10 protein-coding genes are annotated in these 14,134 nt (G+C 36.4%); 4 read left to right on the top strand and 6 right to left on the bottom strand.

Translation table 11 applies throughout. The features are described 5' to 3' along the window. The first annotated feature begins 23 nt into the window (after positions 1-23). Positions 24-3,707: a lamin tail domain-containing protein gene (locus AAC601_RS07010; protein ID WP_340152868.1), complete on the top strand. Its 3,684-nt coding sequence runs from the start codon at positions 24-26 to the stop codon at positions 3,705-3,707. Positions 3,708-3,965: 258 nt separating this feature from the next. Here the strand turns inward: AAC601_RS07010 and AAC601_RS07005 are convergent, their stop codons facing one another. The 3 genes from AAC601_RS07005 to mfd all read right to left on the bottom strand — a co-directional run bounded on the left by AAC601_RS07005 (position 3,966) and on the right by mfd (position 9,565). Then, on the bottom strand, positions 3,966-4,544 hold the full coding sequence (locus AAC601_RS07005; RefSeq protein WP_303271259.1) for a hypothetical protein: 579 nt from the start codon (positions 4,542-4,544) through the stop codon (positions 3,966-3,968). A gap of 55 nt (positions 4,545-4,599) precedes the next feature. Next, positions 4,600-6,120 carry a 2,3-bisphosphoglycerate-independent phosphoglycerate mutase gene (gpmI, locus tag AAC601_RS07000; RefSeq protein ID WP_340152867.1) on the bottom strand — a complete coding sequence of 507 codons (1,521 nt, stop codon included), beginning with the start codon at positions 6,118-6,120 and terminating at the stop codon, positions 4,600-4,602. Positions 6,121-6,196: 76 nt separating this feature from the next. Beyond that, the gene (mfd, locus tag AAC601_RS06995) at positions 6,197-9,565 is read right to left on the bottom strand and encodes a transcription-repair coupling factor (RefSeq protein ID WP_340152866.1); all 3,369 of its coding nucleotides are present in this window, start codon (positions 9,563-9,565) and stop codon (positions 6,197-6,199) included. A gap of 149 nt (positions 9,566-9,714) precedes the next feature. On the opposite strand from mfd, the gene AAC601_RS06990 reads away from it, so the two are divergent. Both AAC601_RS06990 and AAC601_RS06985 read left to right on the top strand, forming a co-directional pair. Further along, positions 9,715-10,059 (top strand): tRNA-binding protein, encoded by a 345-nt coding sequence (locus tag AAC601_RS06990; protein WP_303271256.1) that lies wholly within the window; start codon positions 9,715-9,717, stop codon positions 10,057-10,059. Positions 10,060-10,082: 23 nt separating this feature from the next. Then, complete coding sequence (locus AAC601_RS06985) at positions 10,083-10,700, top strand: cytochrome C oxidase subunit III (RefSeq protein WP_303271255.1); 618 nt, start codon at positions 10,083-10,085, stop codon at positions 10,698-10,700. 116 nt (positions 10,701-10,816) lie between these two features. Here the strand turns inward: AAC601_RS06985 and AAC601_RS06980 are convergent, their stop codons facing one another. Further along, positions 10,817-11,731 (bottom strand): TIGR01777 family oxidoreductase, encoded by a 915-nt coding sequence (locus AAC601_RS06980; RefSeq protein WP_340152865.1) that lies wholly within the window; start codon positions 11,729-11,731, stop codon positions 10,817-10,819. Between the two features lie 159 nt (positions 11,732-11,890). Between AAC601_RS06980 and AAC601_RS06975 the strand changes: the two genes are divergently transcribed. Next, positions 11,891-12,583 (top strand): hypothetical protein, encoded by a 693-nt coding sequence (locus AAC601_RS06975; RefSeq protein ID WP_303271253.1) that lies wholly within the window; start codon positions 11,891-11,893, stop codon positions 12,581-12,583. 2 nt (positions 12,584-12,585) lie between these two features. On the opposite strand, the gene AAC601_RS06970 is transcribed toward AAC601_RS06975, so the two are convergent. After that, the gene (locus tag AAC601_RS06970; RefSeq protein ID WP_303271252.1) at positions 12,586-13,317 is read right to left on the bottom strand and encodes an NYN domain-containing protein; all 732 of its coding nucleotides are present in this window, start codon (positions 13,315-13,317) and stop codon (positions 12,586-12,588) included. Between the two features lie 68 nt (positions 13,318-13,385). After that, positions 13,386-14,066 (bottom strand): hypothetical protein, encoded by a 681-nt coding sequence (locus AAC601_RS06965; protein WP_340152864.1) that lies wholly within the window; start codon positions 14,064-14,066, stop codon positions 13,386-13,388. Between the last annotated feature and the right edge of the window lie 68 nt (positions 14,067-14,134).

Below are 14,134 nucleotides of genomic sequence, written 5' to 3'. Positions count from 1 at the left end.
AAATAGAACCAAACCAAAACCTAATGATAAAAAACGTATTGAGCCTTAGTATTTTACTTTGCTGTTCTTATTCCCCTTTGCATGCCCAAATCATTCAAGATGACTTTTCGGATGGTAATTTCACTAATAACCCAGAATGGATCGGAAAAGAGAATGATTTTATCGTGAACGATGCTTTTCAATTACAGCTGAATTTTCAAGATGAAGTATTACAACCCGCCTATATTGCTACATTATCAGAAAATGGAAATTTGGATGATAAAGAATGGCGATTTGATGTGAATCTAGATTTCAGTCCTTCAAACTCTAATAAGGTTGAAATATATTTAGCCAGTACTACACCCGATTTGCGAGATTTTGAAAATGAGGAAAGCATTCAAGAGGGATACTATCTGGAGATCGGAGAAAATGGAAGCAATGATGGTATAAGTCTCTTTTACAGAAATGGAAGTGATGAACAAGTAATTGCCCGAGGAGGAGATCGCGATTTTGCTGCTGCTTTTGATATTCGAATTAGGGTAAGAAGAGATGCTGATGCTAATTGGGAAATTGCCGTTGACCGGAACAAAGGCGAAAATTTCACCACCATTGCCACGGGTACAGAAGCCAGTTTTAATGAAACAGGATATACAGGTTTCATTTGTTATTTCACCTCCAGCCGAAGTAATAGCTTTTATTTTGATAATGTCTATTTGGGAGATTACATTTTTGATACTATTCCTCCGCAGATCTTGGAATATGAAATTTTAAATAATCAGGAAATTCAAGTGTTGTTTTCCGAGGAGATTACGGAATCTTCAGCCACTGACACTAGCCATTATTTTTTAAGTCCAGGAGAAATCCCGCCTTCAACAATTAAGCATAGTGAAGATACCGTTTGGCTAACTTTTGAAGATGCACTCGAAAGCGGATTGGATTACAGTTTGGGCATTGAAAATCTTAGTGATTTAGAAGGAAATCTATCCGATAGCGATACTGTTGAGTTTTTCTATTTTGAAGTGGAAGAGGCGGAAGTTGGCGATGTGATCATTAGTGAGTTTTTTCCAGACCCCACACCCGTTTTGGGCTTACCCGATGAAGAATTTGTGGAAATCTATAACCGCTCTGATAAATTCATCGATTTGGCAGACTGGCAAATTTCAGACAATACTTCCTCTTCTGGACTATTACCATCTTTTATTTTGTATCCTGGAGAATATCTGATCTTAGCCCCTTCATCAGCCGAAGAGAGCTATGCGGAATTTGGAGAAGTCATAATCCCATCTTCATGGAGAGCTTTGAATAATGGTAGTGATAGCGTGATTATTTCCAATGCTCAGGGCATTAAAATTGATGGATTAGGTTATGATTTAAGTTGGTATCAAGATGAAGAAAAATCAGAAGGAGGCTATACCATAGAAATCATAAATCCTGATTTGATTTGCTTTGACGAAAACAATTGGCGAGCATCTGAAGCTACTGAGGGAGGAACACCAGGAAAGGAAAATAGCATTTCAGATTCTGGATTTTCAGGTCATCCGCCTGAAATCAACTCTTTTAAAGCTACCCAAAATAACCAACTGGCAATTGTATTTGATAAAAGGATGGATTCAAATTTCGTACTCGATGCTGTATATACTCTCACACCTGCGATAGAAATTTCTGGAATTGGCTTTGAAGGAGACTTGGAAAACACTATTAAACTGAATTTAGCCGATGAATTACAAAATGAAGTTACCTATGAAGTCAATATTGATGAAGTAGCAGATTGCAATGGAAATATTTCACAAAATCTCTCTTCAAGTTTTTTATATGATATTATCCCGCCACAACTGGATTCTGTATTATTTCTTTCTGATTCCGTTTTGCTTTTAACCCTTGATGAACCATTGGATACGCTAAGTGTAGAAAATATAGAAAACTATGATTTATCTCCTCAAATAAATTTAGAAGAAGCTCGACTATGGAGCGAAAACCAAGTGGTTTTGATATGGAAGAATGATTGGATAACGGGATTCCCATATACTTTGACTTTAAATGGTATTACAGATTTATCAGAGAACCCAATTTTGGATTTCGAAAAAGAAATTATTTTAACAAGTCCTGCCAAGCCGGGATTTAATGAGTTGATCATCACGGAAATTATGGCCAATCCTAATGGAGATCAAGAATTGCCTAATAGGCAATATGTGGAAATTTACAATCCGACTGATGAATTACTGTCGCTTGTGGATGTAAAATATATGGATGAGCGGGATACGGTTGCATTGGACTTGAATTATATTGAAGCTGGAGAATATTTGCTTTTAGCTCCTAGCTCTGCTGAGGAGGACTTGAGACCTTATGCTAGGGTGATTGGTTTAAGCCCTTGGCCCAATCTGAATAATAGAGGAGATGATCTACAGTTAATAACCGATGAGACCATTGTCAATCAAGCTTTTTATAGTGATCAGTGGTATAAAGAAAATTTTAAATATGATGAGGGAGGTTGGTCGTTGGAAATGATTGATGTCCGAAGTCCGTGCTTGGGCATTTCGAATTGGAGAGCATCTATAGCCGATGCACAGGGGACACCAGGAATGGAAAATTCGGTGACAGAAGAAAATATAGACCAATCTGGTCCTGAGCTGGAAAAAGCTTTTGCTCCTAATCCAAAAACAGTAATCGCCTATTTTAATGAGGTAATTGACATAACCCAAATTCGAAGAAATCAATTTCGTATCAGCCCTTCCATTCAAATTGAAAGCGCAGAAATGCTTGATTTGAGTTCAGTAAAACTAAAATTAACAGAAGAATTAAAAGTAAAAGTTCGCTACAGTTTAAATACTAATAATTTAACGGATTGTGTCGGAAATATTATCAATTCTAATGCTAATCAAGTGAATTTTGCTTTAGCAGAACCACCTCAACAAGGAGATCTGGTATTGAATGAGGTGCTTTATGATCAAAAATCAGGAGGAGCAGATTTTATAGAATTGCTTAATATTTCTGATAAATATATTAATCTCAGTGGTTGGACAGTAGAAGGTAATAGCGATGAAAATGTGATTTATGAAAACGAAAATGTTATCGTAGCACCCGGTCAATATCTGGCCTTAACACCTGATAAAACAAGTATCATTGAAGATTATCCTACATCCCATCATGAGGAAAACATTGTAGAAGCCAATTTGCCTACATTGACTAATGCTGAAGGAAAAGTAAGAATCGTTTCAGCTAATCAGGAATTAGAGGAATATTTAGAATATTCAGATGACTTGCATTTGCCTTTTTTACGCACAGTGGATGGAGTTTCATTAGAAAGAATCCATCCTGAAGCGCCAATCAATGAAGCAGATTCATGGAGCTCCGCTGCTTCGGCTGTGGGTTATGCCACTCCTGGTAAAGTAAATTCCCAATTAACAAATGAAAATACCGGCTTTGGAAATATAGAAGCCAATCCGAAAACTTTTGCGCATAATCAGCCCGGTAGAAATTTCACCTTAATTAATTATCGATTAGATGATGCAGGAACAAAGGCCACAGTAAAGATATTTGATATGAAAGGCACTATGGTGAATACTCTAGCCAATAATGAAACCCTCAGCAATACGGGCTTTTTTCGCTGGGATGGAGTAGATTTTAATGGCAGAAAAGTAAGAACTGGTTATTATATTATTTATTTTGAACTTTTTACAGCGGAGGGAAATAAGAGAGTGGTGAAGGAACGGGTGGCTGTGGGGTTTTAGACCCCTCTGTCCTTCGGACATCTCCCCTGAAACAGGGGAGAAGCTGGTTTGTGCTAAATATTAGCAATATGCTAAATTGAATCCTTTACCTAGTATACTAAATTAAGGATTCAGGGAAAGGAATAAAATGCAACAATTTGCTCGAAGCAGTTCCCCTCCTTAGGAAAAGGAGGGGTGTCCGTAGGACGGGGTGGTTGTATGAAAAACCTTGTTGTGTCGGTTATTTAAAAATATAAATTATTTACTTAATTGGCATAGTTAATCCACCACCTCACTCTCAATAGAAAACCTCACCTCATCTTTCATGGCCATTTTTTGTCGACCATAAATTTTGTAAGAGTCTAAAACACTATAATCTTCAGATTTTTTGAAGTTGATTTCAAAATTTCTTTCGGAAACATAAAGCGCATTATTTTCATGATAGCGAGCTTCCAGTTTTTTTACGGAGCTATCATTATCGAAATACACATACAAGTACTCTATTCCTAAAGAAGGTTTTTCAGTGGTATATCGCCAGATTTTCCCATCGCTTGTTTGTTCTTCAGTGGCTTCATAGGCATCAAATAAGGTAGGCTTATTAATGTCCGCTAATTTGAAGACTTCCAACTCATTTTTCCAACCTAGTGAATCGAATTTCATAGTGTCAGTCTCATGTTTTCCATCTACCTCTATGGACTTTTCAACTTTTGGTTGTAGTTCAGTCAGTAATTGGGACTGCTTGTCAATTAGGTTCTCTACATCATAGTACTCATTGATGGGCTTTTCCCTGACGGCTGTTTCGCAAGCAAAGAAGGACACTACTATTACTGAAAAAAGAATACTGTTGAGCTTTCTCATATTTTATAAATGAAAATTGAAAGGGATTTGTTATATCAAACCCCTTCTGAAATTATTAACTAATCAGGATATCCCCTGTCATTTCTTTTGGAATGTTAACCCCCATAATTTTTAAAATGGTAGGCGCTAAATCTCCTAATTTACCATCTTTCATGGAGCCGTTAAATTCATCATCAACTAAAATGCAAGGCACAAGATTAGTGGTATGAGCCGTGTTTGGGCTTCCGTCATCGTTGACCATATAATCTGAATTTCCGTGATCTGCTATGATGATCGTAGCATATCCATTTTCTTTAGCCACTTCTGTCACTGCTTTTGCACAACTATCCACTGTTTCACAAGCCTTAACTGCTGCTTCAAATACTCCGGTATGTCCCACCATATCAGGATTTGCAAAATTCAAGCAAACAAAATCAGTCTCTCCTTTTTTCAATTCGGGAATAATTTTGTCTCGAATATCGTAGGCGCTCATTTCGGGTTGCAAATCATAAGTAGCCACTTTCGGAGATGGACACATTAAGCGTTTTTCACCATCAAATTCAGTCTCTCGACCACCAGAAAAGAAAAAGGTAACGTGTGGATACTTTTCGGTTTCGGCAATTCTAATCTGCTTTTTACCATTTTTTTCCAGCACCTCACCTAAAGTGTTGGTCAAATTATCCTTTTCAAAAAGCACTTTTACCCCTTTAAATGTATCATCATATTTGGTCATGGTAATATAATGCAGATCTAAAGGATGCATGTTTTGCTCATGGAATGCTTTTTGAGTTAAAGCTTGGGTTATCTCTCTACCTCTATCAGTTCTGAAATTAAAAGAGATGACTACATCCCCCTCTTGAATTTTTGCAATTGGCTCTCCGTTTTCTGTATTGATAATAGGTTTGATGAACTCATCCGTTACGTCTTCGTCATAGGAAGCTTGTATTGCATTTGAAATGGACTCAGTTTGCTTTCCTTCGCCATGAACCATCGCATCATAAGCTAATTTTACTCTTTCCCATCTATTGTCACGATCCATAGCATAGTAACGGCCTGTAACAGAGGCTATCTTTGCACCAGTTTCTTTTGCATGCTTCTCTACATCTTCCAGATAAGCTTTGCCTCCATTGGGGTCAGTATCTCGCCCATCAGAAAAAGCATGTACAAATAAATCTTTTACGCCTTCTTCATGTGCTAAAGTCATTAAGCCTTTCAAGTGCCCTATGTGAGAATGAACCCCACCATCAGAAACTAAACCAATGAAATGTACTTTTTTATTATTTTGCTTGGCATAGCTCATCGCTTCTGACCAAACGGGATTTTCTTTAATAGACTTTTCTTCTATTGCTTTATTGATTTTCACTAAATCTTGATAGACGATTCGGCCGGCACCAATATTCATATGTCCTACTTCTGAATTTCCCATCTGTCCTTCGGGCAAGCCCACTGCCAGACCAGAGGCATCAAGTTTACTGTTTTTATATTTTCCATAGAGGCTATCCACGAAAGGGGTGTTAGCTTTGTCTATTGCAGAAACTTCTTTGTTGGTGGCTATGCCCCAGCCATCCAATATCATTAAGATTACTTTATTGTTCATGTTGAAAGTATTTCCTTTAGAAAAATGTATTTACTCATTCTTTACGATGTAAAGATAGCAATTGTTGAAAAACTCACTAAGCCGTTTCCACTTCTTCCCCAGCCATATCAAATATTATCGATTTGGCCTGTTCTATATTTTCTATATTCTCAATTTTAAGTATTGGTCTACCTTTATAGTCTTTCATCTTACATTTTTTAGAATGCATTTGCACGAAAGTTAGAATCCTACCGAAAACATCTGATTTAAAATATTTTTCATTATCAGCCGGAACGAAATAAGCTTTTAAGCTGCCATTCTTAATTAACAATTTCTCAAAACCAAGGCTTTCAGCTTTCCAGCGGATGCGTACAGTTTCTATCAAATCGTAAACAGGCTCAGGTATTGGTCCAAAACGGTCTTGCAAGGATTTTTCAAAAACACCCAGCTCTTCTTCGTTTTTGATATTGTCCAGTTGTGAATATAGGCTTAATCTTTCCGTGATATTGCCCACATAATCCTCCGGAATCAGGATTTCCAAGTCAGTTTCAATGGTGCAATCCTGTGCAATGATTTTGGCTTTTTTAGCTAGCTCGTCCTTAAATAAATCAGCAAAATGACTCTCTTTCAATTCTGCCACGGCATCATCCAAAATTTTGTGGTACATATCAAAACCTAAATCGGTGATAAAACCGCTTTGTTCTGCTCCCAACATATTCCCGGCTCCACGAATATCCAAATCACGCATGGCGACTTTGAAGCCATCGCCCAAATCGGAAAATTCTTCTAAAGTGGTCAATCTCTTTCGTGAATCTGAACTTAACCCTATGGTTGGAGGCGTCAACAAATAGCAAAAAGCTTTTTTGTTGGAGCGCCCAACACGTCCGCGCATTTGGTGCAAATCGGACATGCCAAACATATGCGCATGATTAATGATAATGGTATTGGCATTAGGTATATCCAAACCGGATTCGATGATATTTGTGGAAACCAGTACATCAAACTCTCCTTCGATGAAACGCATCATGGCTTTTTCCAACTTTGCCCCGTCCATTTGTCCGTGAGCAACTCCAATTCTAGCATCAGGCACTAATTTGAGAATGATATTCCCAACTTGTTCTATATCACCAATTCGGTTATGTACAAAAAACACTTGTCCACCTCTTTGCAGTTCAAATGCAATGGCATCTCGCAAAACTTCTTCATTGAAAGTATGTAGCTCCGTAGTGACGGGTTGGCGATTGGGTGGTGGGGTTTGGATTACACTTAAATCTCTTGCTCCCATTAAACTAAAGTGCAATGTCCTTGGTATAGGCGTGGCGGTAAGTGTCAAAACATCTACGTTGACACGGAATTCCTTTAGTTTATCCTTTACAGAGACACCAAATTTTTGCTCCTCATCGATAACTAATAATCCTAAGTCTTTAAACTTCACATCTTTATTTACAATTCTATGTGTTCCTATTAAGATATCAACTTTTCCTTCTTCTGTTCTTTTGAGAATCTCTTTAATTTGCTTGGTGGACTTGAATCGATTGATGTATTCCACCGTAACCGGCATTTTTTCTAACCGCTCAGAAAAAGTTCTGAAATGTTGCATGGCTAAAATCGTAGTGGGTACCAAAACCGCCACTTGTTTATTATTATCCACTGCTTTAAAAGCTGCTCGGATGGCTACTTCAGTCTTACCAAATCCCACATCACCACAAACTAGTCGATCCATTGGGTGCTCTAATTCCATATCAGCCTTTACGTCCGCAGTAGATTTGGCCTGGTCTGGAGTATCTTCATAAATGAAAGAGGATTCTAATTCTGCCTGTAAGAAACTATCTCGATCACATCCAAAACCTGGGGCAGATTTTCTTTTCGCATATAGCTCAATTAAATCCTTGGCAATATCCTTTACTTGTCTCTTAGCTTTCTTCTTTTTATTTTCCCATTCAGGTGAACCTAATTTGCTTATGCTCGGGGTGCTCCCTTCTTTTCCACTGTATTTTGAAATTTTGTGGAGGGCATGAATGCTGACATAAAGCAAATCATTATCACGATATATTAAACGGATGACTTCCTGCTTCTTACCATTATTGTCCACCTTATCCATCCCGGCAAAACGCCCCACACCATAATCAATATGCGTTACAAAATCTCCCGGCTGAAGGTTTTTCAACTCCCGAATGGTGATGGCTTTGGATTTGCTTTGCTTGTCTTTGGTTTTATATCGGTGGAAACGCTCGAAAATCTGATGATCCGTATAGCAGGCTAGTTTTAATTGTTCATCAATAAATCCTGCCCTTAAAGTGTGGGGCAAAGACTGAAACTTGATGAAGGGATCTATTTCTTCAAAGATATTTTTCAGTCGCTCGGTTTGAGTTAAAGATTCCGAAGAAATAATATTGATTAATCCTGCTTCTTGATTGCTTGAAAGATTGTCTGCTATGAAATCAAAATTTTTATTGAATGAAGGTTGTGGTTTCGCTTGATACTCAAATTCCTGATTTGCCTTCAAATAAAAACGATTGCCAAATTCTACTTTCAGATATTTTTCCAGCCCTGTTTTGAAACTGTCAGGCGTTTCAAACAACATATGAGGTTCTAAAACGACTTTCGTTTGCTGTGTGCTTTCCAATATTTCTTTGAAAGACTTGGAAGCTTTATCGTAATATTGCGCTAGCACATCTTGCGTTTGCTTAAAATCCTTGAACCAAATTTTTGTATTTTTAGGAATGTATTCCAGTAAAGATTCTCTGCTTTCTTCCAATAGCTTTGTTTGCACATTGGGGATAATGCTGATTTGCTTTACTGTGTCTGTAGAAAGTTGGGAAGCAACGTCAAATGTTCGAATGCTATCAATTTCATTTCCAAACAATTCTATCCTGTAAGGTTCATCACTGGCATAGGAAAATATATCTATTATTCCCCCACGAATGGCGTATTGCCCGGGTTCGTATACAAAATCCGTAGGTTCAAAATCGTAAGTCTGTAATAGTTCTGCTATGAATTCCACATCCAGACTTTCACCTACTTTAGCGGTGAAGGTATTTGACTTTAAGGATTTTTTATTGATTACTTTTTCAGAAAGTGCCTCAGGATAGGTCACAATAATTTCTCCTGTGGACGATTTGTTATTGATCCGGTTTAAAATTTCAGCCCTCATCAGCACATTCGCATTTTCTATGTCATCAAACTGATAAGGTCTTTTATAGGACGTGGGAAAAAGTAGTGGTTCTTTAAAATCTAATAGGTTTTGCAAGTCATTTTGAAAATAAGCCGCTTCCTCCTTATCATGCAAAATAATAAGCTGGTTCTGATGATTTAATAGATGGGAAACCGCAACGGCTATAGCATCCAAACTACCCACTAAACCTCTAAACTGGATAGTTTGATCTTCATTGGGCTTAAGAGAAGCTACCATCGTTTGCATGATGGCATCGTCCTTATATAATTTTAGAAAGTCTTTAATTTTCAAAACAGATACAATTTAAATTTTGTGCTCACTTTTTCGTTCTAAATTCGTAAACACCCTGCAAAGGTAAAACAAACTAATGGGAATGGGGCATAGTTCAAGTTTCGCGCAAAGATTTAATGAAAAAATAACTAAACGGATTATAAAGAGTTATGAATGAAGAGACTAAAGAAATCAGTTGGGAAGATTTTTCTAAAGTTGAAATGCGTGTGGGTACTATTGTAAAGGCGAAAAATTTTCCTGAGGCAAAGAGACCAGCTTTTATATTAGAGATTGATTTCGGGGATTATGGGCTAAAAAAGAGCTCTGCTCAAATTACGGAGCTTTATAATTTGGATGATTTAGAAGGCAGAAAAGTAGTAGCAGTTGTTAATTTTCCTCCTAAACAAATTGCGAACTTCATGAGTGAATGTTTGGTTTTAGGTGCGGTGGATGAGTCGAGAATTAGTCTGCTCGGAGTTGATGAAACTGCAGAAAATGGATTAAGAATTGCATAAATTGAGCTTTAGGGCTTTAGAATATGGATAAAAAAACGAAAGACGAGGAGTTATCATTTTTTGAAAGGGTGGAGAGAATGCACCCGTATAAAATGATTTTTATTTTGAGCTTATTGGGTAGCTCTTTAATCTTTTTATTTCTGCTTTTTTCATTTTTTATGAGTCTTGGAAACGAAGGTCAAAAGGATATTGAAATTCCTGCAGTTTTTGCCTTAAGTACCGTTTTGATCGGTGCTTCTAGTTTTATGATTCATCCTATTCACAATCTGTTTAAAGCAGAAGAGATTTCATCATTATTAACTGCCTTGCGATTCACCTTCTTTTTAGGCTTAGGATTTGCTTTATGTCAAATTCTGGGTTGGAAAGCCTTAAGAGAATCAGAAGTTTTATTTTCATCACAAGTTTCAGCTTCTTTTCTATACGTTTTAACAGGTTTACATGCCCTTCATTTTCTGGCCGCACATACTTATTTGGGCTTTCTGATTTTTCAAACACAAAACATTTCGAAAGACCCGGTTAAATATTTAATCGCTGAAACCAATCCGTTTTGGCATTTAAAATATAAACTTATTACCAAAGCTTGGCACTTTTTAGGCATCCTTTGGGGAATATTGGTGCTGAGTTTTTGGATTTTTTTGTAGAGTCCTGACCTTCTAATGGAAAATTGATTGCAGAAGAACAATAGCATTCACACTGATTCATCCACTTGTATTTTGTACTGATGAATTACATCAGTGATAACTATCCCCGCTCAGAGCTATGGGGCAGGTTTATATATATCCACTAAAGCTTCTTCCAACTTTTCATACTTAAATTCAAATCCAGAATTTAAAGTTTTTTTTGCACTAACTTTATTTCCACCTAAGACCATTTGAGCCATTTCACCTAATAATAGTTTCATGGCAAAAGCAGGAACATTCGGCAAAATCAAGGGTTTATTCAAAACCTTGGCCACTGCTTTTGTAACCTCTTTATTTGTTGCAGGATTAGTTCCCACTCCATTGTAAACTCCAGTAAATTTATTTTCAAGCAAATGTAAAAACAAACGAGTTAAATCATCTATGTGAATCCAACTCATCCATTGCTTTCCTGAACCCAATGGTGCTCCTGCCATTAATTTAATGGGCTGAGCCAATTGAGGTAAAGCACCTCCTTTTTTAGTCAAAACTATTCCGATTCTGATTTTTGCCGTTGGGATTTTCAAGGATTCAAATTGATCGACTGATGCTTCCCATTTCTGTGTGACATCAGCTAAAAAGTCGTTGCCAGCTTTTGATTCTTCATCAACTAATTTATCTCCAGTGTCCATACCGTAATAACCAATCGCACTAGCACTAATAATATGTTTAGGAGCGTCATTCGGCATCTTTTTAATGGTATCGTACAATAAGGAGGTAGACTCAGTTCTACTTTCAACAATTATTTTTTTCCGAGTTTCTGTCCATTTTTTATCTGCTACTCCCGCACCAGCAAGATGGATAATCACATCAGCGAATCGGATAGCTTCCTTTTCTATTTCCTGATTTTTTATATTCCATAGAAACTGCTTATAAGGGTAGTCACTTTTTTTATTTCTAGTCAGATGTGCTACTTCATAGCCATTTTCTTTCAAAATAGCTGAAAGTTCTGTTCCTACTAGTCCTGAGCCACCTGTAATTAGTATATTTTTCATATTCTTAAATTCTTATCTGTTTAACTCATGCCAGTAAAATATGTTGGACTTGCACATTAATCTAAATATTTTAGGCTTGATTATTGTAAATTGAATACCATACATAACTATACCATAATGTCTATATTTGCGTTTGTAATTTTATAGAAATGACTCAATATGTTACGATTTATACTACTATCCGCTTTTTTATTATTCAATTTAAACTTTTCCTCAGCTCAGTTTCAAACTGTAGAATCCCAGCATTATCTGCTTGGAGTTGATGTTAAAGGGTTTGAAATTATACTACCATTTTCAAAGGAAAAAACAGAGGAAAGCTGGAAAGTATATGCAAAGGAATTTGGGAAAAGCGAGGAAACTCAAGCCCATAAAACCTATCAAACCACTTTCAGAACGGATATTTATTCCGAAGAGGTCTTAATTTATAGTCAGGTAAAAGGTAATAATGAACAAAGTACTATTTGGGCGGGAATAGACCCACAGGGGATTCCAAAAGATGTTTATCCTGAACTGCAAAACGCATTAGAAGAGTTCATTTATAATTTTAATATTAAAATGAGGACCGATTTGGCCCAGAAGAAAATTGATGAATCAGAGCAAGCAGCCACTTATTTGAGTAAGGAATTTGAAAGCCTTAAAAAAGACGAACGAAATAATCAGAAGGGCTTTGAAAAAACCAATGAAAAAATTAATTCTTATGAGGAAAAGCTTACCGAGCTGAGGACTGACTCAACCCAGTATTCAGAAAATCTCCAAAACTTAAAAACTTCAATCGATTCCCTCTATATTGAGCTAGAAAAAGTAAAATCCATGGTGGAGACTTATAAAAAGAAATTGGAGGAGATTAAGTAAATCTATTTATTTTTCTTTAATCTCACATAAACCAATTTCAAATGGTTTTTTGTCCCAATTCTCTCTTCAATTTCAAATTGCCTGAGTGATTTTAATAAAGGGGTCAGTTTTGCAAAACCATAGTTTCTGGAATCGAAATTGGGTTGCTTTTTCTGTAACAAATTCCCTACATCTCCTAAGAAAGCCCATCCATCTTCATCTGCCAAATCAGAAATAGTACTGGTAATCAATTTGATATCTTTTGGGGTAACTTTATCAACTGAAACTTTAGACTTAGATTCAGCATTTTCCCTTTCTTCAGCTTGATTGTTAAGTATTTCTATATAAATAAACTTATCGCAGGCCACAATAAAAGGATTAGGTGTTTTCTTTTCACCAATGCCGTAAACTTTCATTCCTGCTTCACGCAGTCGTGTGGCTAAGCGAGTGAAATCGCTGTCGCTAGAAACCAAACAAAAACCATCAACTTTTTCAGAATATAAAATGTCCATGGCATCGATGATCATGGCAGAATCTGTAGCATTTTTACCAGTAGTATAACCGTATTGCTGAATGGGCGTGATGGCATTTTCCAGCAATAAGTTTTTCCATTTACTCAAATTAGGCTTTGTCCAATCGCCATAAATTCTTTTGATGGTTGGATTGCCGTATTTAGCAATTTCCTCCATCATTTCCTTTACATTGGCGGACGGAATATTATCTCCATCGATTAATACTGCTAAATTTATGTCCATATTCTACTTAAGAGTTGTTTTATTTGTATACTCTTAAAAACTGCAAGAGTTGATGAAAATACATATTTCTATTCCACTAAATCGTAATACACTTCAAAATCTCCATATTCTTCTTTAGTCATATTTTGGAGAAAAGTAGTTGATATCCAGGCATCCCCGAATACAGATTCATATTCAATAAAAAACATATTATTGTTCATGCTAAAATAATTATAGAAAAACTCTTTAATAGGGCCTAATCCTGAGCTACCACCTCTTGCTGAGAAAAGCTCCATTTTTTCTCCAGGACTCAATACAATTCCTTCCACAATCGAGGCAGAATTCCACGAATATACTGTGTCAGTATTTTTATTATCGTAAAACATTTTCAGGTTAAAATGTAGGAAAGTCGAATCTTTTTCTTTTATATATAATCCTTTTATAAAAGCTGGTCCAAGACCTTTGTTTTTAATATTGATCGAAAAAACATCGTCACCTGACTCGTCAATAAATTGAAGATATGGAAGTACTGCTGCTTTTTGTTGTTTGACCGTAAGTTCATATTGTTTATCCAATATATGACTTTGATAAAGTAAAACTACTAAAGTAAAGAGTGCAATCGCCATTGCTGACAGACTCACTATTTTATCGGCATTCCAGAACTTCTTTTTGGATGGTTTTGGATTGTATCTTTTTTTGTAATAGGGCTTTTTGTGTTTTCTTCGTTCAGTTTTGTTTGAACTATTATCTTTATTCGAATTGGCTTCCATTTATTTTAATATTGAGCGGATGTAATTTGACCATAAGAATACAGCAGAATAATTTATAATCCAACTTA

Origin of the sequence: uncultured Marivirga sp. (assembly GCF_963974845.1) — a bacterium.
In the GTDB taxonomy this organism is placed as follows: Bacteria; Bacteroidota; Bacteroidia; order Cytophagales; family Cyclobacteriaceae; genus Marivirga; species Marivirga harenae.
Note: the sequence above shows the minus strand (reverse complement) of the source record. Positions and strands in the feature narration are given on the sequence as shown.

Excerpts from the sequence above, each read along its gene's own strand:
- AAC601_RS07010 (WP_340152868.1), top strand. The coding sequence starts at position 24 with ATGATAAAAAACGTATTGAGCCTTAGTATTTTACTTTGCTGTTCTTAT.
- AAC601_RS07005 (WP_303271259.1), bottom strand. The coding sequence starts at position 4,544 with ATGAGAAAGCTCAACAGTATTCTTTTTTCAGTAATAGTAGTGTCCTTC.
- gpmI (WP_340152867.1), bottom strand. The coding sequence starts at position 6,120 with ATGAACAATAAAGTAATCTTAATGATATTGGATGGCTGGGGCATAGCC.
- AAC601_RS06990 (WP_303271256.1), top strand. The coding sequence starts at position 9,715 with ATGAATGAAGAGACTAAAGAAATCAGTTGGGAAGATTTTTCTAAAGTT.
- AAC601_RS06985 (WP_303271255.1), top strand. The coding sequence starts at position 10,083 with ATGGATAAAAAAACGAAAGACGAGGAGTTATCATTTTTTGAAAGGGTG.
- AAC601_RS06980 (WP_340152865.1), bottom strand. The coding sequence starts at position 11,731 with ATGAAAAATATACTAATTACAGGTGGCTCAGGACTAGTAGGAACAGAA.
- AAC601_RS06975 (WP_303271253.1), top strand. The coding sequence starts at position 11,891 with ATGTTACGATTTATACTACTATCCGCTTTTTTATTATTCAATTTAAAC.
- AAC601_RS06970 (WP_303271252.1), bottom strand. The coding sequence starts at position 13,317 with ATGGACATAAATTTAGCAGTATTAATCGATGGAGATAATATTCCGTCC.
- AAC601_RS06965 (WP_340152864.1), bottom strand. The coding sequence starts at position 14,066 with ATGGAAGCCAATTCGAATAAAGATAATAGTTCAAACAAAACTGAACGA.